The organism is Azospirillum brasilense, assembly GCF_003349955.1.
GTDB classification, from domain to species: domain Bacteria; phylum Pseudomonadota; class Alphaproteobacteria; order Azospirillales; family Azospirillaceae; genus Azospirillum; species Azospirillum brasilense_B.
Window position 1 is genome coordinate 54,775 of the sequence record NZ_QLKQ01000023.1, and the last position, 19,834, is coordinate 74,608.

General features: G+C 69.8%; 18 protein-coding genes and 1 tRNA gene. 6 read left to right on the top strand and 13 right to left on the bottom strand.

Annotated features, from left to right (window positions below; translation table 11 throughout):
* Positions 1–10: 10 nt before the first annotated feature.
* Complete coding sequence (locus DXK32_RS12705) at positions 11–565, bottom strand: glycine zipper 2TM domain-containing protein (protein WP_114858839.1); 555 nt, start codon at positions 563–565, stop codon at positions 11–13.
* A 136-nt stretch (positions 566–701) separates the two neighbouring features.
* Positions 702–1,577, bottom strand: a complete 876-nt coding sequence (locus DXK32_RS12710; protein ID WP_114858840.1) for a LysR substrate-binding domain-containing protein — start codon at positions 1,575–1,577, stop codon at positions 702–704.
* 104 nt (positions 1,578–1,681) lie between these two features.
* Between DXK32_RS12710 and DXK32_RS12715 the strand changes: the two genes are divergently transcribed.
* On the top strand, positions 1,682–2,581 hold the full coding sequence (locus DXK32_RS12715; RefSeq protein ID WP_114858841.1) for a DMT family transporter: 900 nt from the start codon (positions 1,682–1,684) through the stop codon (positions 2,579–2,581).
* A 183-nt stretch (positions 2,582–2,764) separates the two neighbouring features.
* Positions 2,765–4,405 carry a Na/Pi cotransporter family protein gene (locus DXK32_RS12720; RefSeq protein ID WP_247877119.1) on the top strand — a complete coding sequence of 547 codons (1,641 nt, stop codon included), beginning with the start codon at positions 2,765–2,767 and terminating at the stop codon, positions 4,403–4,405.
* Positions 4,406–4,423: 18 nt separating this feature from the next.
* Here DXK32_RS12720 and DXK32_RS12725 read toward each other — a convergent pair whose 3' ends face one another.
* From DXK32_RS12725 to DXK32_RS12760, 8 genes are all read right to left on the bottom strand, one after another.
* Positions 4,424–5,356 carry an NAD-dependent epimerase/dehydratase family protein gene (locus DXK32_RS12725; RefSeq protein WP_114858843.1) on the bottom strand — a complete coding sequence of 311 codons (933 nt, stop codon included), beginning with the start codon at positions 5,354–5,356 and terminating at the stop codon, positions 4,424–4,426.
* A gap of 325 nt (positions 5,357–5,681) precedes the next feature.
* Positions 5,682–6,077 carry a response regulator gene (locus DXK32_RS12730; protein WP_114858844.1) on the bottom strand — a complete coding sequence of 132 codons (396 nt, stop codon included), beginning with the start codon at positions 6,075–6,077 and terminating at the stop codon, positions 5,682–5,684.
* Positions 6,055–8,097, bottom strand: coding sequence for an MASE3 domain-containing protein (locus DXK32_RS12735; RefSeq protein ID WP_162801157.1), 2,043 nt, complete (start codon positions 8,095–8,097; stop codon positions 6,055–6,057). The genes DXK32_RS12730 and DXK32_RS12735 overlap by 23 nt, the downstream gene beginning before the upstream one ends.
* Positions 8,098–8,313: 216 nt before the next feature.
* A complete protein-coding gene (locus tag DXK32_RS12740; protein WP_114858846.1) occupies positions 8,314–8,700 on the bottom strand; it encodes a ribbon-helix-helix domain-containing protein in 387 nt (128 codons plus the stop codon).
* A 105-nt stretch (positions 8,701–8,805) separates the two neighbouring features.
* On the bottom strand, positions 8,806–9,516 hold the full coding sequence (locus tag DXK32_RS12745) for a Crp/Fnr family transcriptional regulator (protein WP_114858847.1): 711 nt from the start codon (positions 9,514–9,516) through the stop codon (positions 8,806–8,808).
* Between the two features lie 56 nt (positions 9,517–9,572).
* On the bottom strand, positions 9,573–10,340 hold the full coding sequence (locus DXK32_RS12750; protein WP_114858848.1) for a TfuA-like protein: 768 nt from the start codon (positions 10,338–10,340) through the stop codon (positions 9,573–9,575).
* Between the two features lie 40 nt (positions 10,341–10,380).
* The gene (locus tag DXK32_RS12755; RefSeq protein ID WP_114858849.1) at positions 10,381–11,643 is read right to left on the bottom strand and encodes a YcaO-like family protein; all 1,263 of its coding nucleotides are present in this window, start codon (positions 11,641–11,643) and stop codon (positions 10,381–10,383) included.
* Positions 11,644–11,821: 178 nt separating this feature from the next.
* Positions 11,822–12,016 (bottom strand): hypothetical protein, encoded by a 195-nt coding sequence (locus tag DXK32_RS12760; RefSeq protein ID WP_114858850.1) that lies wholly within the window; start codon positions 12,014–12,016, stop codon positions 11,822–11,824.
* A 246-nt stretch (positions 12,017–12,262) separates the two neighbouring features.
* Here DXK32_RS12760 and DXK32_RS12765 point away from each other — a divergent pair, with 246 nt between their 5' ends.
* Complete coding sequence (locus DXK32_RS12765) at positions 12,263–12,571, top strand: ribbon-helix-helix domain-containing protein (protein WP_114858851.1); 309 nt, start codon at positions 12,263–12,265, stop codon at positions 12,569–12,571.
* A 65-nt stretch (positions 12,572–12,636) separates the two neighbouring features.
* On the opposite strand, the gene DXK32_RS12770 is transcribed toward DXK32_RS12765, so the two are convergent.
* The gene (locus DXK32_RS12770) at positions 12,637–15,705 is read right to left on the bottom strand and encodes an ATP-binding protein (protein ID WP_162801158.1); all 3,069 of its coding nucleotides are present in this window, start codon (positions 15,703–15,705) and stop codon (positions 12,637–12,639) included.
* 380 nt (positions 15,706–16,085) lie between these two features.
* On the opposite strand from DXK32_RS12770, the gene DXK32_RS12775 reads away from it, so the two are divergent.
* A tRNA-Gly gene (locus DXK32_RS12775) sits at positions 16,086–16,160 on the top strand.
* A gap of 131 nt (positions 16,161–16,291) precedes the next feature.
* On the opposite strand, the gene DXK32_RS12780 is transcribed toward DXK32_RS12775, so the two are convergent.
* Together DXK32_RS12780 and DXK32_RS12785 are read right to left on the bottom strand one after the other, a co-directional pair.
* Positions 16,292–17,299: an inorganic phosphate transporter gene (locus DXK32_RS12780; protein WP_114858853.1), complete on the bottom strand. Its 1,008-nt coding sequence runs from the start codon at positions 17,297–17,299 to the stop codon at positions 16,292–16,294.
* 4 nt (positions 17,300–17,303) lie between these two features.
* Positions 17,304–17,957 carry a DUF47 domain-containing protein gene (locus DXK32_RS12785; RefSeq protein WP_114858854.1) on the bottom strand — a complete coding sequence of 218 codons (654 nt, stop codon included), beginning with the start codon at positions 17,955–17,957 and terminating at the stop codon, positions 17,304–17,306.
* A 231-nt stretch (positions 17,958–18,188) separates the two neighbouring features.
* Here DXK32_RS12785 and DXK32_RS33460 point away from each other — a divergent pair, with 231 nt between their 5' ends.
* Complete coding sequence (locus DXK32_RS33460) at positions 18,189–19,235, top strand: NUDIX hydrolase (protein WP_282184582.1); 1,047 nt, start codon at positions 18,189–18,191, stop codon at positions 19,233–19,235.
* Between the two features lie 57 nt (positions 19,236–19,292).
* On the top strand, positions 19,293–19,790 hold the full coding sequence (gene rraA / locus DXK32_RS12795; protein ID WP_114858855.1) for a ribonuclease E activity regulator RraA: 498 nt from the start codon (positions 19,293–19,295) through the stop codon (positions 19,788–19,790).
* Positions 19,791–19,834 lie beyond the last annotated feature (44 nt).

The following is a 19,834-nucleotide window of genomic DNA, read 5'->3' on the forward strand; positions in this document are numbered from 1 at the left end:
CTCTGTGGGCTTAGCAGCCGCCGCCGCGCGTCATCGCGCCGCCCAGCATGGCGCCGCCCAGCGTGCCGGCGGCGGTGGCCGCCAGCTTGCCGTCGCCGCGCCCGAACTGCGAGCCGACCAGCCCGCCGACAGCCGCCCCGCCGAGCACGCCGATCAGGTCGCCGTCGAGCGGCCCGCACTCCACCACCTGAGGCGCGGCGCGGACCACGCGCGGGCGCTGCTGGACGATCACCGGCGGCGGCTCCTCGATGTAGACGGGGGCCGGGGCGTAATGCACGACCGGCGGCTCCTCATAGACCACCACCGGCGGGGGGCGGCGCACGATGACCACGCGGCCGTTTCCATAGCCGCCGTCGATGTAGCCATGCTCGTAATAGCGGGGCCGCTCGTACCGCTCATGGTCATGCCGGTCGCGGTCATGGCGCTCCTGCTTGGCGCGCCAGCCGTGGGCCGGCGCCCAGTCGGGCGGATCGGCGAGGGCCGGGGACGCTCCAGCGCCCAAGGCCGCCACACCGGCGAGCAGCGTGATGGCGAGGGATTTGGGGGTGAAGCGGATGTGCGTCATGATGGCTCCAGGATACGTCTCACCCGAATGAACATCCGGGAGCGGAGTCTTCATCCATCCGACCGCCGCATGGGGCGTGATCTTTTTGGGGTGCGCGAAAGGGGTAACCCGCCCTTGGTCCGCCCCGCCGTGCCCCTCACGCCCACACCGGTTCGGGAAGACTCTCCGTCAGCAACGCGGTGACCATCTCCACCCCTGCGCGCCGCGCCGCGCCGCCGATCAGCAGCGCCAGCTCCGTCTCCGGCAGCGCCGGCAGGCCGTCCGCCACGCCGAGGAAGCGCGCCCCGGGCGGCAGGGCGCTGTGGGGAAGCACGCTGACGCCCAGCCCGCCGGACACTGCGGCGCGCACCCCGGCGTGGTTGGGGCTGGAATAGGCGACCCGCCAGCGCCGTCCGGCGCGCTCCAGCTCATGCACCGCGCGGTTGCGGTAGACGCAGCCCTGCGGGAACAGCACCAGCGGCAGCGGGTCCTCGCGGTGCAGCTCCTCCGCCGCCGGGCCGACCCAGCAGAGCGGCTCCCGCCACGCGCGCCGCGCACCGGGGTGGCCGGGCTCCTGCTTGACCAGGGCGATGTCGAGGTCGCCGCACTCCACATCGGCGCGCAGCCGCACCGACAGGTCGCAGCGCACGTCCAGCCGCAGCCGCCGATTCGCCCGCGCGAAATCGGCGAGCAGGCGGGGCAGCCGCTCCACCGCGTAATCCTCCGGCACGCCCAGCCGCACCACCTCCGCCGCCGGGCGCCCGGACAGGACGGCGTTCGCCTCGTCGTTCAGCGCCAGCAGCCGGCGGGCGTAGCCGAGCAGCCGTTCCCCGTCGTCGGTCAGCGCGACGGCGCGGCTGTTGCGGTCGAGGAGCGGCAGGCCGACCTGCTCCTCCAGCCGGCGGATCTGCTGGCTGACCGTCGATTGCGTCTTGTGCACCCGCTCGCCGGCCCGCGTGAAGCCGCCGGCGTCCACCACCGAGACGAAGGTGCGCAGCAGCCCCAGATCCATCTCGCGCATCGGACCAACCATTCAAATTTCGAATGCAATGGATGATATCATCCAATTTCCAAATGAAAAGGCTCCGCGTCATCCTCTCTCCAACGCACAGAATTCCGCATGGGAGAGGACCGGCCATGACCCACGCCGCCACACACGCTTTACCCCGGACCGACCCGCGGGCGGCGCCGCTCGCGCTGGTCGTGCCCTTCTGCCTCGCCTGGAGTTCGGCCTTCGCCGCGGGGAAGATCGGTTTGGCCGACTGCCCGCCGCTGCTGCTGCTGGCCTTCCGTTTCCTGATCGCCGGGGCTCTGCTCGCCGCCATCGCGGCGTGGCGGGGCGAGTATCGGGGGATGGCCGGGCGGACGCTCGGCCTGCTGGCGCTGCTCGGCCTGCTCAACCACGCGCTCTATCTGGGGCTGAGCTACAGCGGCATGACCCACGTGTCGTCCGGCCTGACCGCGCTGATCGTCAGCGCCAACCCGGTGCTGACCGCGGCCCTGGCCGCCCTGCTGCTGGGCGAGGCGATGACTCGGCGCAAGGCGGTGGGGCTGGCGCTGGGGGTGGCCGTGGTGGCGCTGGTGGTGCGCGGGCGACTGGGCAGCGGGACGGACGCGCCGCTGGGCATCGCGCTCGCGGTCGGCGCGCTGGTGGCGCTGTCGGCGGGGACGCTGCTGTTCAAGCGGCTGGCGCCGCGGACCGGGCTGCTCGCCGGCACCGGGGTGCAGGTGCTGGCGGCGGGCTTGGCGCTGCTGCCCCTCGGGCTGCTGCTGGAGGAGGCCGGGTCGATCCGTCTGACCGCCGGCTTCGCCGGGTCGCTGATCTATCAGGCGCTGGTGGTGTCGATCGGCGGCTATCTGCTGTGGTTCCGCCTGCTGCAGCGGACGAGCGCCACGGAGGCCAGCGCCTATCACTTCCTGATGCCGCCGCTGGGCATGCTGTTCGGCTGGGCGCTGCTGGGCGAAACGGTCCAGCCCTGGGACCTGCTGGGCATCCTGCCGGTGGCGCTGGGCATCCGGCTGGTGACAAGGGGGTAATGGGCGTATCCTGGCAAAAGGGATACGCCTTTCGCGGGGGATCAGGTTGCGCCCTGCGATTGTTACGTTTTCATGACGCCCCACTCTCCATCGTCCTGTTGTTGAGGCCCACACGCCGGGAGGCCCACCATCTCGAACATCGCCGTCTCGCCCACACTGGTCCTGATCGACATCCTCGGCGCCGTGGCGCTGCTGCTGTGGGCGCTGCGGTTGGTGCGGACGGGCGTGTTCCGGTGGGGTGGGGCGGCGGTCCGCCGCTGGGTCGGCTACGGCACGCGCAACCGGCTGGCCGCCTTCCTGGCCGGCGTCGCCGCCACCATCGCGGTGCAGAGCAGCACGGCGACCGCCCTGATGACCGCCTCGATGGCCGGGCAGGGCTTCATGACCACACCCATGGCGCTGGCGGTGATGCTGGGCGCCGATGTCGGGACCAGTCTCGTTGCCCGGTTGCTCGCCATCGACCTGCACTGGCTGTCGCCCAGTCTGCTCCTGCTCGGCGGGGCGCTGCACGCGCTGGGCGGCGAGCATCGCGGGCGGCGGGCGCTGGCCCGCATCCTGGTCGGCATCGGGCTGATGCTGCTCGCCCTGAAGCTGCTCGGCGCGGCCACCCTGCCGGTCCGGGAGTCGGCGCTGGTCCAGGCGATGCTGGAGGCGCTGGGCGGCGAGCCACTGTTCGCCCTGATCGTCGCGGCGGCGCTGACCGCGGCGGTGCATTCCAGCCTCGCCACGGTGATGCTGGCGGGGTCTCTGGCCGGTGCCGGGGTGATCGGGACGGAGACGGCGGTGGCGCTGGTCCTGGGCGCCAATCTGGGCGGCGCCATCCCGGCGGTGCTGGCGACCTCGGCGGACGGAGCGATGGCGCGGCGGGTGCCGCTGGGCAATCTGCTGGTCCGGGTGACCGGGTCGCTTCTCGCCCTGCCGCTGGTGCCGATGGCGGCGGCGCTCCTGGCCGGGATGGCCCCGCTGACGGCGGTGGTCACCGCGCATGTCGCCTTCAACGCGGCATTGGCGCTGCTCTTCCTGCCGCTGGTCACGCCGCTCGCCCGGTTGACCGAAGGGCTGCTGCCCCAGCCGCAGGACGCGGGGGAGGATGCGGCGACTCCCCGGCATCTCGATGAATCGGCGCTGGAGACGCCCTCCGTCGCCATCGCCGGTGCGGTGCGCGAGACGCTGCGGCTGGGCGATCTGGTGGAGGACATGCTGTGCCGCAGCCTGACCGCCCTGCGCCAGAACGACGAGCGCCCGATCGCCGAGGTCAGCCGCGCCGACGACCGGGTGGACCGGCTGCACACCGCCCTCAAGCTCTATCTCGCCAAGCTGGGCCGCCGCCACCTCGACGCCGAGGAGACCCGTCGGGTCGACGACCTGATGGCCTTCGCCATCAACCTGGAACACATCGGCGACATCATCGATAAGAGCCTGATGGAACTCGCCGCCAAGCGCATCCGCCACCACCTGCATTTCGCGCCGGAGGATTTCCGGGAGGTCGAGGAACTGCACCGCCGCACGGTGGAGAATCTGCGCACGGCGCTGGGCATCCTGATCGGCGAGGACCGGCGGCTGGCCCGGCAGCTCATTGCCGGCAAGGACGCGGTGCGGGCGCTGGAGCGCACCGCCACCGCCCGCCATCTCGACCGCGTGCGCCGCGGCGACGCCGCCAGCATCGAGACCAGCGCCCTGGTGCTCGACATCCTGCGCGACCTGAAGCGCATCAACGCCCACGTCGCCGCGGTCGCCCTGCCCATCCTCGATCAGGTGGGCGAACTCAGCGAGAGCCGCCTGAAGGTGGTCGGGCTGCCCCGGCTGGAAAGCCGGGACGTGTAGGGGAGGGGGAGAGCCGCGCTACCGCGGCATCTCCCCGGTCAGGGTGGCGCTCAAACCTTGCAGCAGGCCGAAGCGGCAGCCCTCGCCAAAGGTGGCGCGCAGCCGCGCCGGGTCGCCGATGGACACGCGGATGTCGCCCGCCCGCGCCGGCTGGTGCAGGCGGCGCACCCGGCTGGCGCACAGCTCCTGCAACACCTCCAGCAGCATCAGCAGAGAGGTCGGGCGGCCGGTGCACAGGTTGAAGACCTCGGCGCCCTGCGGACGGCGCTCCATCGCTTTTACGAGAAAGCGCACGACATCGCCGACGAACACGAAATCGCGGACCTGCTCGCCGTCGCCGAAGATCGTCACGTCCTCGCCCTGCGCCACGCGGCGGGCGAAGATCGAGATCACCCCGGAATAGGGCGAGGACGGGTCCTGCCGCGGCCCGTAGACGTTGAAGAAACGGAAGCCCGTCGTCGGCACCCCGTGGATGGCCCAGGCGACGTTGGCGTGCAGTTCGCAGCCCAGCTTGTCCACGCCGTAGGCGGACAGCGGCCGCGTCGCCGCGTCCTCGCGCAGCGGGGTGGCCGTGTTGTCGCCGTAGACCGCGGCGGAGGAGGCGTAGACCACCGGCACCGGCGTGCCGTTGCGGGCGCTGCGCGCCGCCTCGAAGACGGTGACGGTGCCCGACAGGTTGGTGCGGTGGGTTTCCGCCCACAATTCGCGCGAGCGCTGGACGGAGGCGACGGCGGCCAGATGGAACACGCCGTCCACCCCCTGAATCGCCTGATGGACCGCGTCGGGATCGGCGACGTCGCCGACCACCAGCTTGGCCAGCAGCGGCTTGTTCTCCAGACGGCCGGTGCTCATGTCGTCCAGGATGGTGACCCGATGCCCGTCGCCGATCAGCCGGTCGGCCAGATGCGAACCGATGAAGCCGCAGCCGCCGGTCACGAGATAATGGGCCATCCGCCGTCCTTTCCACCTTCGCAAAGCATGGATTCATAGTGGCGAGGGGGTGTCGAACCGACCAGACCATCTTAGGGGTAGGGAATGGCGCATGGGGTGCGCCGGTCCTGGCCGTTCGGGGTGGGAGGCCCCGAATCGGTGTCGTTTCAATGGCGCTTTCCGGCACCCTCGCGGCGGGCAGGCGGAACCGAGGGTTCAACAGCCTTATCCACCATCTTATGCACTTTTTTGTGGATAACTTTGGTCAAGGGAACCAATGGCCGCCGTGGAGCATCCCGGACACAGTGTGTATCGAAGGACACATCGGTACGGTGCCGGCCCCCGGTCAGTCCGCGGTGGACTCGCCCGTCGCGGACAGCAGGCGGGCCACCGCCTTGCGCAGCTCCTCGTTGAGGAAGGGTTTGTAGAGCACGGCGTCCGCCGCGAACATCTCGGCCATCTTCAAGGCATAGCCGGCGGGCAGGTTCGGCGCTCCGCCCGACATGGCGAGCACTTGAGCGCCGGGGTTGCGGGTGCGTGCGGCCTTGATGACCTCGACCCCGTCGGCCTCGGGCATCAGCACGTCGGTGACGATCAGGTCGAAGACCGCGCCGCCGTCCAGCAGAGAGATGGCGACACGTCCGTTTTCCGCCTCCACGACCTCATGGCCCGCCTGTTCGATCACTTCGGTGACCGCCAGCCGCACGGCGGCCGAATCCTCAACGACCAGCACCTTCGCCATGAACCATCATCCCATGTGTCGTTTGGCCCGGTCCGCCGGGTGGGGCGGTGGGCAGGTCGATGATGAAGGACGTTCCGCGTCCGGGGGTGCTTTCGACCAGAATATCCCCGCCCCCGTTCCTTACAATACCATACACCACTGAAAGCCCAAGTCCTGTCCCCTTCCCGACCGGCTTGGTGGTGAAGAAGGGGTCGAACACGCGCTGCCGCGTCGCCTCGTCCATTCCGGTCCCGGTATCGCTCACGGTCAGCCGAACATACTGGCCTTCGCCGAGCTGGGTGAGGGACGTGTCCTGCGCGTTCACGGTCAGGGAACGGGCGCCGATCGTCAGGGTGCCGCCCTGTGGCATGGCATCGCGGGCGTTCTGGATCAGGTTCAGGAGCACCTGGGTCAACTCGGTCGCGGTGATGGTCACGGTGTCCAGGCCGGATGAGAGCCGGGTGTGCGTCGTGATGGTTCCCGGCATCGAGGGGGCGGCGAGTTCCAGGGCGGAATGCACGGCGTCCTCGAGATTGCCCGGCGGCGATTCGGCCACCTCGACACGGGCGAACTGGAGGACGTCGCGCATGATCGTGCGGGCCTTCACGCCGCTGTCATGGATGGCGTTCAGGTAGGTCTGCAGCTTGCGATCCTCCCCGGCGCGGCCGCGCGCCAGATCGGACAGGCTGATGACCGGTTGCAGCAGGTTGTTGATCTCGTGGGCAAGGCCGCCGACGAGGCTGCCGAGCGCCGCCATGGTCTGCTTTTGCCGCGCCGCCTCCGCCGATTGCCGCCGCGCGCTGATGTCGCTGGTCGTGCCGCGGTAGCCGAGAAAGGTGCCGTTGCCGTCATAGCGCGGCGTGCCGCTGACCATCACCCAGCGCGCGGCTCCCCCCGGCGAGGCCAGCGGGAAGGACAGGCGGCGGAAGGGTTCCCGCCGGTGCAGGGCCTCGATCAGGACGGGATAATCCTCCGCGGGACGGTTGCGGTCCAGGAGATCGGCGTGGGTGAATCCCAGAAGCTCCGCCCCGCCGCGTCCGGTGGATTCCTGGGCCCGCGGCGACAGGGCGGTGAAGCGCCCGCGCTCGTCGGTTTCCCAGAACCAGTCGTTGGAGCATTCCAGAAGCGCGCGCCAGCGCGCCTCGCTCTCGCGCAGTTCGGCGGTGCGGGTGGCGATGAGCGACTCCAGCCCGCTCAGATGGTCGCGCAGGGCCTCTTCGCTGCGGCGCATCCGATAGAAGGCGAGGTCGTAGGGGTTTCGCAGGGCGGTGACGATGATCGCCCGGTACAGCAGGTAGAAGGACAGGATCTTGATGAAGTGCCCCAGGGCGTTGATCGCCCCATGGGGGTGGTTGTAGAGCGTGAAGATCAATTCCTGCGGGGCCAGCAGGGCGATTCCGGCGAAGGTCAGGCCGAACACCCTGGGTTCGAACTGCCGGCGCTTGCCGCACAGCAACAGACAGGCGACGACCGCCGCGATGCTGAAGGTGTACTCGGCCCAGATCTTGAACGGGGACAGCCCGACGCCCGGAACGAAGGCGTCCGGCATGATGCCGAAGGTGAAGATCGACAGGAAGGCGCAGGCCACCGCGGCCACCTGGATCAGCAGCACATCGCCCGCGCGCAGCCGCGTCTCGGTCAGCAGCGGCGCGGCCAGGAAAACCGCCGCCTGAAGGCCGCGGGCGGCGATCCAGAGCTGGGTGGATTGGTTGGCACTGGCCTCGCCGATGACGTTCATGCCGGGAAAGGCGATGGCGTGGAGCAGGTCCAGCAGCGCGATGCCGGGCATGGACAGGCCGACGAAGGAAAGGAAAGGCGACTGGTTGGTGTCGCGCGTGTTCCAGGCGATCGTGAAGATCGTCATGGAGATGGCGACGGCGAACATCTCCACGCAGAGATGGAACAGCAGGTAATTGTGGCGGACCAGGATGGCCAGAACCGCCATGAGCATCAGCAGGGCGGCCAAACCGGACAGGACGGAGCGGTCCCGGAGCCAACGGGCAAACGTTGGTCGGATCGCGGACGGCTGGGTCCCGCTCATGAACGGTCGGCTCCGCGGTGGACGGGGGTGCGGCCCACGCATGGCACGGTCAGCCGACCGCGCGATGCCGCAGGACCGATCAACACACCAAATCCCGTCGCGGTGCAAGCCGGACGTTGTGCCTTCCAAGCCGACGCGGCAATTGCTCACAGGAAAGCGGCGGCCACCGTCCTGTCTTCGCAGCATGGGCTGTTCGGCGCAAACACCGCCAGGAAATCAGCCTTCCTTGGCGGGCTGGGCCGGAGGCAGGTCGAAGGGTGTGCTGACGAAGGGGTCGCCGCGGCCATGGCCGGCGCGGTCGTGACCTTTCTCGGTCGCCGCCTTGCGGTAATAGCCGACAATGAACACGCGGACCGCGTTGGCCAGCGACACGGCGTTGCCGCGCGACCGGCGGGACTGCGAATCCAAGCGGTCCTTGAGGTCGCTGCACAGTTCATCGACGGTCAGGTCTTCCCGGAGGCAGATGTCGTCCAGCGCTTCCCAATAGGACGGCTCCAGCCGAAGCGGCGTCGGATGCCCGAACAGCTTGACGGTGCGTGCCACCAGCGGGATGGCGTTCAGCGGCGATGGCGCGTTGGACGCCTGTGACTCCTGACCCGACATAGCCCTGTATTCCTTGACTGTCAGCCGTGTATCCTGTCGTGCAATCAATATAGCGTGATTGAAAAAATTTGCGACGATAAAACTCAGCGGATGTGCTGGCTGGCCTTACGGCACGTCACCCGACTCTCCCGCCATGTCCTTGAGCATGTATAGATTGGTGATGACGATAAAACCTTTGTTATAGGTAATCGCACCGGCGTTGCGCAATGCACGCAGGCTTTTATTCACCATCTCGCGCGTGACACCCAGCATCGACGCCAGGGCTTCCTGGGACACCGGCTGGTTGATGCGCAGTCCGGCGGGCGTCTTCTGCCCATAGGTGTCCGCCAGCAGAAGGATACGCCGGGCCAGCCGGCGCGGCACGTCGTGGAAAACCGCATCCTCGATGTTTTCCGACACCCAGCGCAGCCGTTCGCACAGCACGCCCATCATGCGGATGCACAGCGAGGGGTGCCGTTCCAGGAAGGAGATGAATTCCGGGCGGTCGATGCGGAACAGTTCCGCCGGGCGCAGCGCGGTGGCACCGGCGGTGCGGTCCTTGCCGTCGATCAGCGCGATTTCCCCCAGCACGTCGCCGGGGTTCAGGATGTTGAGCAGCATCGTCTTGCCGTCTTCGGACGAGGTCGAGACGGCGATCTGCCCCTTCATGATCGCGTACAGGCAATCGCCGGGATCGCCCTTGCTGAAAACGGTCTGGTTCTCGGTGAACCGTGACACCCGGCCCAGCGCGACCAGCTCCCGCATCCGGGCGTCGTCGAGAACGCCCAACATGTGGTTGCGCCGCAGGATGCCGGCGACGTCCTTCAGTAAGGCCATGGCGCTCGCGGTCCCGGTTGAGTTCCGTTGGACCGTTGATGGCACCCGGTGGACGATCAGTCCAGCGGATTCCCCGCCGGGGCACGCGCCCCGTCCCGCAGAGCGCGGTCCCACAGGGCGGTGTGCTCGAAATGGAACCGCGCCTCGGGCGCGGGCGCGCCGCGGGCGGCCCAGCGGCGCATGGTCTGGAGCAGCTCCAGCGCGTCCTCCCGCTTCTGGTCGCACCGTCCGTTGGGCAGCCAATGGCGGAGATCGGCGAGTTCCTCGTCCGGCAGCCCCTCGGCGGCGGCCAGGCGGAGCAGCCGGCCATAGCCGCGCTCGCGATAGGGCAGGGCCTTGGCGATCGCCTCGAGCCGCCGCGCCGTGGCGGCGGGGACGACGCCCTCCTGCGCGGCGTCGGCCAGGGTGCGGCGGATGTTCACCATGGCCTCGGACAGGCCGGGATAGCCGAGTTCCGCCGGGCCGTGGATCACCGCCACCTCGTCGTCGTCCTCCAGCCGCCCGTCGCGGAAGGCTTCGAAGACCGCGCCGACGCCGATCATGCCGAAGGGGTGCAGCTCCGCGGCGCGCAGGGCGCCCATGCTGGACGCCCCGAACACCGCCACCCCCTGGTGGATGGCGTGCAGGATTTCCTTGTGCCAGACGGAGGGGATGTTCTCGAAGTAGCCGTCGACGATGCCGATCGCCCGCGGCTTGCGCTCGCACAGCCGGATGACGTCGCCCTGGGCGACCGGCGGCAGATAGGTGGCGTCCAGAAGCCGGGCCGCGTCGGGGCGGGGCAGGGTGGGGCCGAGGAAGACGTAGAGGCCGTCCGGCGTCTGCATATGAGTCTCCACCTTTGCTCTCACGATACGAGGTCCGGCCTCAGACGCCGGCCACGGCGCGCGCCCGCGCGCCCATCGCGTAATCCGGGGAGGAATCCAGTCCCTCCAGGCCGGGGATGACCAGACGAACCACGGGGATGCCGAACTCCGGCTTGGTCAGGTCCACCGCCACGGCCTCCTCGATGCCGGCGGCGCGCAGCCGGGCGAGCTGGCGGGCCAGATCCTCCTCGACGGTGCTCCCGGCGAGGTTCGGGATGGCGGCGAAGTCACGGCGTCCGGCCCCTCCGGTGATCAGCGCCGTCCAGCGCGCGTGCTGCGCCGGGTCGAGATGGCGTTCGTATTCGGAGCGGGGCATGTCGTCGCGCGCCCCGGCGATGAAGGTCAGCCGGCTCTGCGCCGCCTCGGTCAGGGCGCGGGACAGGGCGACCTCCGGCGCGGCGTGGCACCCCATGCCCATGGCCGGGCGGATGCTGTGCTGCGGCGCGTCGTCCCGCGTCGCGATGCGGCAGAGGATGGCCGGCAGGCCGATGTCGCTGGTGATGTCCCACAGGCCGACCGCGACTCCCGCGTCGTCGAAGCGGTCGAGCAGCGAGCGGCAGACCGGGTCGGCGACGCTGTCAGGGTCGATGCGGGTGGCGGCCTGGGCCTCCGGAGAGGCGAGGCGCCACAGGGTGGCGGCGTCGCGCTCGACCAGTTCGGTCATGGCGTGCGCGGTCGCCTCGGCGAGGCTGTTGCCCGAGGCCAGCCCGTTCGACCCGGCGAGGAAGCAGCCGGACCCCGGCGGCATCGGCAGCGTGAAGTTCAGGTGAACCGTCTCGAACGGCACCCATGTCCGCCCGCCGCCCAGCAGGTCGTCTCCCTCGATCCACAGCATCGGGGTGTGGGGGGTGAAGGCGCTGGTCGACAGCCGCGGCAGGCGGGCGACATCGACCACCCGGTGGGTCCAGCGCAGCTCGTCGTAGCTGGCGAATTTCAGGGGCAGGGTGATGCGTTCGGCGTGGTAGCTCTCGATCGACTCCATGACGCCCGACGCCTTGGCGGCGGCCAGAGTCACACCCTTGCCCTGGGCGACGGAGATGGAGCGGGAATTCGGCCGGGTCACCATCACGACCGGGATGCCCACGCTGTCCAGCCCCGTGACGTTCGCCACCCGCGTGATTCCCATGACGGGAAGGAAGGGGGCGACGCGGGCCAACGTCTGGTCCGGCGTGGCGATCCGGTGGGTTCCGGTGGTGTGGACCTTCAGCGGCTGGTCGGACATGGCCGGGTCCCGGGCGATGCCGCGGACGAAATCGAGGGGCATGGAAGAGGGTCTCCGCCGTAGGATGCCGACTTGGTATGCCCGTGGCTGAGCCGGACGGAAAACCGGCGAAGAACGAAGGGGCGGGCGGGGACCGTGGCAGGCCGGCCAGGGAAGGTGCCGGCCGCCACGGCCCGGAGAACAGGCCCGATGAGCGGGCCCTGCAGGTTCGCCCCGCCGGTCAGAGGCCCGGGGTGATCGCGTGGCGGGCGGCCTCGTGGTCGTCGCTGTTGAAGGCGCGGCGGTCGCCGATGCGGGCGGTGGCGGTCAGCGCGGAGGCCTGCTCGGCGACCTCGGTCACGCCCTGGGCGGTCACGGCGAAGAGACGGCCGTCGGCACCACGGATGAGGGCGGTCTGGTCGATGATGGCGGTCATGGGAACAGCTCCTGGGCGTGGGTTTCGAAGAACCGCGAATACTGCGGTATGTCGAAACCTTCGCTGGAATGGCCCGTCCGGACTGTGAAGAACTTCACATGCCGGACACCCCGTGCCCGGGTAAGAATCGCTTACACACGCACACGCGTATGTTCAGTCCCGAAAAAATTCAGTCCCGGAAAAATTCCGGGAACCCGGGAAAATCCGCGAGGCCGAGAACCGGCAAGCCGAGACAGGAGCGTACCGATGAAGTTGGACCGCCGTATCCCCCGCAGCCTCGACGAGATGGCCGACCTCAGCTCGCTCACGGCGCCGCCCGCCGTGGTGACGCGTTCGCTGACGATCGGAGGGCGCCGCGCCAGCCTGCGGCTGGAGGCGACGATCTGGGACGGGCTGAAGGACATCGCCAAGTCCCAGGGAAAATCGCTGGAGGCGCTGTGCGCCGACATCCACGACAGCCGGACGGAGGGCATTCCCTTCGCCACCAGCGTCCGGGTCTATGTGCTGAACCACTTCCGGCGCACCGCCGCGGGCACCTCCACGCTGGTCGCCTGACGCTCCGGAGGGGCGCCCGCCCGGACGCCTAACCCGGACACGTCGCCCGGATCACCTCACCCGGATCACCTCACTGGGCCTGACGCGGCGAGGCAGCGGCGGAAGGCCCGGCAGCGGTCGGCGAGCGGCATCATGGACAGCTGGCGGCTCATCGTCTCGGCAGCCGCCAGATGCTCCATGGCCTCGCGATGCTGGCCGACGGCGGTGAAGGCTTGGGCCAGGGCGAAGTGCGACCAGCCCTGTTCGGACAGTTGGCCGGCGTCCGTCGCGATGCCAAGCGCGTTGGCGGCGCAGCCGATCGCGGTGTCATGCTGCGCCGTTTCCAGGGCGAGATCGGACATCCAGTTCAGAATCCGCGGCCTGGGCAGCGAGTGGTTCAGGATGTGCGCCTGCTCCAGGCTGGCGTTGAGCAGCCGCGCGCCCTCCGTGGCGCCGCCGGTGCGGGCGATGGCGTAGCCCAGCGCCCCCAGCGTGATCGGCTGGAAGATGTGCAGGCGCGTCGCCTCGGTGATCGTCACGGCGTCCTTCAACAGAGGCAACGCCTCGGCGAAGCGCTCGCCGATGATGTGGACCAGCGCCAGATGGACCTTCACCGACGAGATGGAGAAGGCGTGCCCGACCTCTTCCGCGATGTCGAGCGCGTGGAGCATCACCCGGACGGCCTCGTCGTCGCGCCCCAACTCGGCGAGGCAGCGGCCCTGATAGGCCGCGGTGATGGCGACGGCCACCGCGGTCAGGCCGAACCGCGCGCGGGGGGCATGGGCCAGCGCCAGGCTGCGCGCCTCCTCCAGCTTCTCCTGGGCCTCCGGGAAGTGCCCCTTGTCCACCAGCATGCCGCCCAGCCGCATCAGCCCTTGGATGCGCAGCTCCATCGTTCCCTGGTCGCCCAGATGGTCGAGCGCGCTGCGGCTGAGCGCGATGGCCCCGTCGAGCACACCGTAGACCCACTGGAAGGACGCCTTGAGCGAGGTGGCGCGGGCGTAGCGGATGCGGTCGCCGATGCCCAACGCCATGTCCCGCGCCTCCTCCAGCGGGTCGCCGGCCAGCTGGCGTCCCTGCGGGAGCAGGACGAGAGGGATTCCGACCCACAGGTCGATCCGCCGCTGGGTGTTGCGGCGGGTGTCCGGCAGATGGTCCAGGGCCTTCAGAGCCTGCTCGTAGAAGCGCCCGGCGTCGAAATGCTTGCAGCGCATCTCCGCCCGGCGCCCGGCCCGGCGGCCGTAGGCGCAAGCGAGCGGCCAATCCTCGGCGTAGAAGGCGTGATGGGCGATCAGCTCCGCCCGGTTCGGCAGGTTGCGGTCGGACCGCCGACGCAGGGCGTGCAGAACCCGCCCGTGCAGCGGCTGGCGTTCCCGCTTGGTCAGGGTGGCGTAGGCGACCTCCTGGACCAGCGCATGGCGGAAGGTCAGCTCCAGGTTGGGCAGCAGGCGGGAGCGCGCGAAGAAGCCGCTCTGCTCCAGCCGGGACAAAGCGGCCGGCAGGTCGGCGGCGGGGATGGGCGACACCGCGCGCAGCAGGCCGAGATCGACCGAGGTGCCGATCACCGCCGCGTGCATCAGCACCCGCCGCGGACCGGGGTCCAGCGCGTCGATCCGCGAGGCCAGCAGGCCGTGCACCGTGGCCGGCAGAACCATCCGGGCGTCGGTCTTGCCCAGGCTGTAGCGGCCCGGACTGCCGACGATGACCCCGGTGGTCTCCAGGGTGCGCAGCGACTCCTCCAGATAGAGAGGCACGCCCTGGCTTTGCGTGGCGACGCGGGCTTTCAGATCGGCCAGCGACGGGCTGTGACCCAGCCAATGGTCCAGGAACTCGTCGGCCTGCAGCGGCTCCAGCGGTTCGAGCGCGATGGTGTGGACCGAATCCGGCGCGGACCAGCCGCCCGGCGTGTCGGGCCGCGAGGTGGCCAGGACGAAGACCCGGGCGTCCTCCACCCCCTCGGCGAGGGCGTCGAGCAAGCGGTTGGTCAGCCCGCGCGTCCAGTGCGCGTCCTCGACGAGGACCAGAAGCGGACGCTCGACGGACAGCTCGCGGATCGCCGCGACCAGCCCCTCGACGCTGAAATCGGCCTTCTGGGCGGGGTCCAGCCCCTGCCACAGCGGGTGGACGGAGGGCTGGCCGAGCAGTTCCCGCATCGCCTCGCCGGCCAGCTCGCCGCCGCTGCGCGTTGCGGCGGCGGTCAGGCGCGCCACCGCTTGGTCATCCACTGTCTGACCATCCTCTGCCGGGCCATCCTCTGCCGGGCCATCCGCCGCTCCGCAGACCGCCAGGGCGAGGCAACGGGCCGCCGCCTCCAGGTCGTCGGGGTCGCCCAGGCGGCGGATCGGGAACTGCGGCCAGATGGTCGTGGTGAAGGCCGCGGCCTCCGGGGTGCGCATCAGCTCTCCGGTCAGCCGGGACTTGCCGATGCCGGCCTCTCCGATCAGGACGGCGCAGGCGCCGCGGCCCCGTTCGGCCTGCCGCAGCGCACCGGTCAGCGCCGCCAGTTCGGGCCCGCGCCCGACGAACAGGGTGCCTTCGGCGGACAGCAGGTCCATCGCCGTGAGCCTCATCGCGCGCGCCGCCTCCAGCGCGAAGGCCGTCACCGGCTCGGCCGTGGCGGACAGGCGCAGCGTCCCCGCCGGGCGGACGGTCAAGCCCTTGGGCACGAGGTCCAGCGTCTCGCGGCTCAGCAGCACGCTGTTGGGCTGCGCCCGCTGCTGGAGCTTGGCGGCGACGTGCACGGTTTCGCCCACCGTGCGGTAGTCGGTCCAGACGCCCGTCTCGATGATCTGGGCCACCACCTCGCCGGAGCTGATGCCGATTCGCATCTTGAACTCGTCCGAATCGATGGCCGAGCGGGCGATGTCCTGCGCGGCGAGGCAGGCGCGCAGCGCATGGTCCTCCAGCGCGGAGGGGGCGCCGAACACCGCCATGATGCCGTCGCCCAGCACCTGGGCCACCGTGCCGCCATAGCGCCCCACCGCGTCGGTGAGGATCTGGAGAATGGTCAGAAGGGTCTGGTCGGCTTCCTCCGGGTCGCGGCCGGACACCATGCTGGAGGATTCGACGATGTCGGCGAACAGGATGGTGACGACCTTGCGTTCCGCGCTGTTGCGCCGGGCCGCTCCGCCATCCGGCAATTCGGCGGCAGGCATGGCATTGGACGCGGCGTTGGCCGCAGGCATGGGCCGGCACGACGCCTCGTGAGGCGCCGCCGTGGGCATCGATTGCGATTTGCCCAGGTCCATGTCCGTTCCGGCCATCGAAGCCCCCCTGCGGAGCGTCATCGGCATGTTAGAGGAAACAATTTCGAATGCGCAGACATTCAAAACAAGGAATGGGTAATTTCACTCCGGGAAACTCAGCCTAACATATGTTGGTATGTTTTCTCGTGCAATCGGCAAGGGGCGGCCCATCCCGGCCTGCAGTCCAGCCGTGCCCGCCCTGCCTCGACGCACGGAATGGTGTCGCGTGAAAAAATGACTTGCCTCGGCCGTCTCCCGGGCGTATACGGGCGCTCCTCCGCTGGAGCGGCGCGGGCGTAGCTCAGGGGTAGAGCACAACCTTGCCAAGGTTGGGGTCGAGGGTTCGAATCCCTTCGCCCGCTCCAGTACACAGCGCGGATGGTACGAAAAAGGGCGGCCTCGGGCCGCCCTTTTCGCGTTCGGCGTTCTGTCGCCGGGCCGGAACCCGGCGGCGGGCCTGTCCGGCCCGCCGTGCCGCATCCCGGCGGGGGCGCTGTCACCACAGCGCCAGCGACAGCTCGTAGAACAGCGCGCCGACGATGGCGGTGGCCGGCAGGGTGATGACCCAGGCCATGACGATGCCCTGCGCCAGACCCCAGCGCACCGCGCTGGTGCGGCGGGCGGCGCCGACGCCGATGATCGCCCCGGTGATGGTGTGGGTCGTGCTGACCGGCACGCCGAGCCATGTCGCGACGAACAGGGTGATGGCCCCGCCCGTCTCCGCGCAGGAGCCCTGGACCGGCTTCAGGTCGGTCAGCTTGGATCCCATCGTCTTGACGATGCGCCAGCCGCCGAACAGCGTGCCCAGCCCCATCGCGGCCTGGCAGGTGATGACCACCCAGAAGGGGACGTGGAAGGTCTCCCCCAACAGGCCCTGGGAATAGAGCAGGACGGCGATGATGCCCATGGTCTTCTGCGCGTCGTTGCCGCCGTGCCCCAGGCTGTAGAGCGCGGCGGAGCCGATCTGGATGTGGCGGAACAGCCGGTCGACCGCGAAGGGCGTGCTGCGCCGGAAGATCCAGGACACCGTCACGATCATCACGCTGGCCAGCAGGAAGCCGACCACCGGCGAGACCACGATGGCCGCGGCGGTCTTCGCCAGACCGGACACCACCACGGCGTCCAGCCCGGCCTTCGCCACGCCGGCCCCGACGAGGCCGCCGATCAGCGCGTGGGAGGAGCTGGAGGGGATGCCCAGCCACCAGGTGAAAACGTTCCAGACGATGGCGCCCATCAGCGCGCCGAAGATGACGTGCGGGTCGACCACCCCCGCCCCGACGATGCCGGTGCCGATGGTGGTCGCCACATGCAGGCCGAAGAACAGGAAGGCGATGAAATTGAAGAAGGCGGCCATCGCGACGGCGGTCCGCGGCTTCAGCACGCGGGTGGAGACGACCGTTGCGATGGAGTTGGCCGCGTCGTGCAGCCCGTTGAGGAAATCGAAGAGGAGGGCGACGCCGATCAGCCCGATGAGGATGGGCAGGGCGAGGGAAGCGGCTTCCATGGGATCAGACCTGTTCGACGATGATGCCGTCGATGGTGTCGGCCACGTCCTCGCACGCATCGAGCACGCGTTCCAGCAGCTCGATGATCTCGCGTTGAAGGGCGTGGCGATGGGTGATGGGGGAGTCGAGCCCGCCGCTCTCGTCGCGCAGCCGGTGATTGGCCTCGCGCAGGAGCCGGTCGCCTTCGCTCTCGATCCGCGAGACCTCGGCGGTCATCGCGTGGAGTTGCTCGACGTGTTTGGGAATGTCGCGGAGCAGGGGGATGCCCGCGCTCAGCCGATTGGTGCAGCGCACGATGGCGTCGGCCTGGGCGTGCATTTCCGGCGTGTAGTCGGTGAAGCCCGCCTCCACGAGGTGACGCGCGGTCTCCTCGATGAGGTTGAGCACGTCGTCCATCCGTTTGCCGAGTTCCTGGATGTCCGAACGGTCGAAGGGCACGATGAAGCTGCGGTGAACGGCGAGCTGGATCTCCTTCTCGATGACGTCGGCCTCGCTCTCGACCCGGCGGATGGTCTGGAACCGCTCCTCCAGGTCCTGGCCGCTGGCCATCATCGCCCGCAGCGCTTCCGCGCCCGTGGCGACGGTCCGGGCATGGTCGGCGAACAGGTCGAAAAACCGATCTTCGCGCGGCATCAGGGCCCGGAACAAATTCAGCATGCGTGGTTCTCCAACTTACGCCGGCCTGCAGTGCTGGGGAACCCGCACGGTTGCGCGCGAGCCTCAGCGTCGCGGCTGGTGTAACATCCCCGGCGCCCGTGGGGAGTCACAAAAGTGTCATCCCGGGCCGGCTTGCGGCGAGATTTCACGGGGGTGCCCGGCGGAAAGACCGGTGATTTGCCGCGGCGGGCCGCTTATCCTGCCGCCGACGGATCGGCAACGGGGTGGCGCGTGGCAGGCGAAACACGGATCGGCTTGGAAACACAGATCGGGCTGACGGCGGCCATCGTTTCGGTGAGGGTTTCCGCGGCGAACGGCGCGGAGCCGCGCGTGGTGACCGTGCGCAGCGGTTTCGAGATCCCCGAATCGCACCGCCGCGGCGACGAGCCGCCGCCCCATCGCGACGCCCTGCCGGGCGCCCCCTTCGATCCCGAGCGCTTCCGCACGCTTCAGGACGGCCTGCGCGCGGTGGCGGAGGAGGCGGCCGGGCTGACCCTGCGCTATGTGGAGCAGCTTTACAGCTTCGGCGACCGTTACCGCGACCCGCATGAGCTGTTCGGCGGCCCGCGCTCGCTGGTGGTCGGCTATCTGGCCTTGCTGCGCGAGGCGCCGCTGCGCATCGACGGGGCGGAGTGGCGCGGCCTGTACGAGTTCTTCCCCTGGGAGGACTGGCGCGAATCGCCGCCGGCGCTGCTCGATTCGGTGATCCGCCCGGCGCTGGCCCGCTGGGTCGCCGCGGCGCCGGACGAGCCCGCCCGCGCCCGCCGCGGCGAGCGCGCCCGCATGGCCTTCGCCCTGGACGGCGGGGAGTGGGATTCCGAACGGGTGCTGGAGCGCTACGAACTTCTCTACGAGGCCGGGCTGGTGGTGGAGGCGTTCCGCGACCACGACTTGGCCCGCCGGGCGGGGGTGGAGGAGCGCACGGTGCGGCTGGAGATGCCCCGCGCGCTGGGCCGCCCGATGGCCCGCGACGGCCGCCGCGTCCTGGCGACGGCGCTGGAGCGGCTGCGCGGCAAGCTGAAGTACCGCCCCATCGTGTTCGAGCTGCTGCCCCCGACCTTCACCCTGCACCAGCTTCAGCAGGTGGTCGAGGCGCTGTCCGGCGAGCGGCTTCACAAGCAGAATTTCCGGCGCCTGATGATCTCCGGCGGGCTGGTCGAGCCGACCGGCCAGTATGAGAGCCAGACCGGCGGGCGCCCCGCCGAACTCTACCGCTTCCGCCGCAGCGCCATCCTGGAGCGGACCAGCACGGGGGCCATCGCCGCCCCGGAGGATTGACCATCCTTGCAATGAGGTTATCCTGCCGTCAAAGCCAAAGAAGGGGAGCGAAAGCGCATGACCGAGTTCGACAGCACCTGCGACCTCTACGACCGCTTCGAGAAGACCGCCCGCGTCGCCGACCCCGTCTTCCGCGACTTCGGCGGGCGTTGCAAATTCAGCGGCGCCGCGGTGACCGTGAAGTGCTTCGAGGACAACTCCCGCGTCAAGGAGCTGCTGGGCACACCGGGTCGGGGCAAGGTGCTGGTGGTCGATGGCGGCGGCGGCCTGCGTGCCGCCCTGATGGGCGACCTGATCGCCAAGGACGCGGTGAAGAACGGTTGGGAGGGCGTGGTCATCCACGGCTGCGTCCGCGACGCCGCGGTGCTCGCCACACTGGACCTCGGCATCAAGGCGCTGGCGGCGATCCCGCGCAAGACCGTCCGCAATGGCGAGGGGCAGAAGGATCTGCCGGTGACTCTGGCCGGCATCCGCATCAACCCCGGCGATCTGGTCTTCGCCGACGAGGACGGCGTGCTGGTGCTGACTCCGGAGGAGTTCGGCGCGGCCGGCTGAGCCCTGCATTTGCAAGCCCTCCCCTGCGCCGCGGGGGAGGGTTG

Excerpts from the sequence above, each read along its gene's own strand:
- DXK32_RS12705 (WP_114858839.1), bottom strand. The coding sequence starts at position 565 with ATGACGCACATCCGCTTCACCCCCAAATCCCTCGCCATCACGCTGCTC.
- DXK32_RS12710 (WP_114858840.1), bottom strand. The coding sequence starts at position 1,577 with ATGGTTGGTCCGATGCGCGAGATGGATCTGGGGCTGCTGCGCACCTTC.
- DXK32_RS12715 (WP_114858841.1), top strand. The coding sequence starts at position 1,682 with ATGACCCACGCCGCCACACACGCTTTACCCCGGACCGACCCGCGGGCG.
- DXK32_RS12725 (WP_114858843.1), bottom strand. The coding sequence starts at position 5,356 with ATGGCCCATTATCTCGTGACCGGCGGCTGCGGCTTCATCGGTTCGCAT.
- DXK32_RS12730 (WP_114858844.1), bottom strand. The coding sequence starts at position 6,077 with ATGGCGAAGGTGCTGGTCGTTGAGGATTCGGCCGCCGTGCGGCTGGCG.
- DXK32_RS12735 (WP_162801157.1), bottom strand. The coding sequence starts at position 8,097 with ATGAGCGGGACCCAGCCGTCCGCGATCCGACCAACGTTTGCCCGTTGG.
- DXK32_RS12740 (WP_114858846.1), bottom strand. The coding sequence starts at position 8,700 with ATGTCGGGTCAGGAGTCACAGGCGTCCAACGCGCCATCGCCGCTGAAC.
- DXK32_RS12745 (WP_114858847.1), bottom strand. The coding sequence starts at position 9,516 with ATGGCCTTACTGAAGGACGTCGCCGGCATCCTGCGGCGCAACCACATG.
- DXK32_RS12750 (WP_114858848.1), bottom strand. The coding sequence starts at position 10,340 with ATGCAGACGCCGGACGGCCTCTACGTCTTCCTCGGCCCCACCCTGCCC.
- DXK32_RS12755 (WP_114858849.1), bottom strand. The coding sequence starts at position 11,643 with ATGCCCCTCGATTTCGTCCGCGGCATCGCCCGGGACCCGGCCATGTCC.
- DXK32_RS12760 (WP_114858850.1), bottom strand. The coding sequence starts at position 12,016 with ATGACCGCCATCATCGACCAGACCGCCCTCATCCGTGGTGCCGACGGC.
- DXK32_RS12765 (WP_114858851.1), top strand. The coding sequence starts at position 12,263 with ATGAAGTTGGACCGCCGTATCCCCCGCAGCCTCGACGAGATGGCCGAC.
- DXK32_RS12770 (WP_162801158.1), bottom strand. The coding sequence starts at position 15,705 with ATGCCTGCCGCCGAATTGCCGGATGGCGGAGCGGCCCGGCGCAACAGC.
- DXK32_RS12780 (WP_114858853.1), bottom strand. The coding sequence starts at position 17,299 with ATGGAAGCCGCTTCCCTCGCCCTGCCCATCCTCATCGGGCTGATCGGC.
- DXK32_RS12785 (WP_114858854.1), bottom strand. The coding sequence starts at position 17,957 with ATGCTGAATTTGTTCCGGGCCCTGATGCCGCGCGAAGATCGGTTTTTC.
- rraA (WP_114858855.1), top strand. The coding sequence starts at position 19,293 with ATGACCGAGTTCGACAGCACCTGCGACCTCTACGACCGCTTCGAGAAG.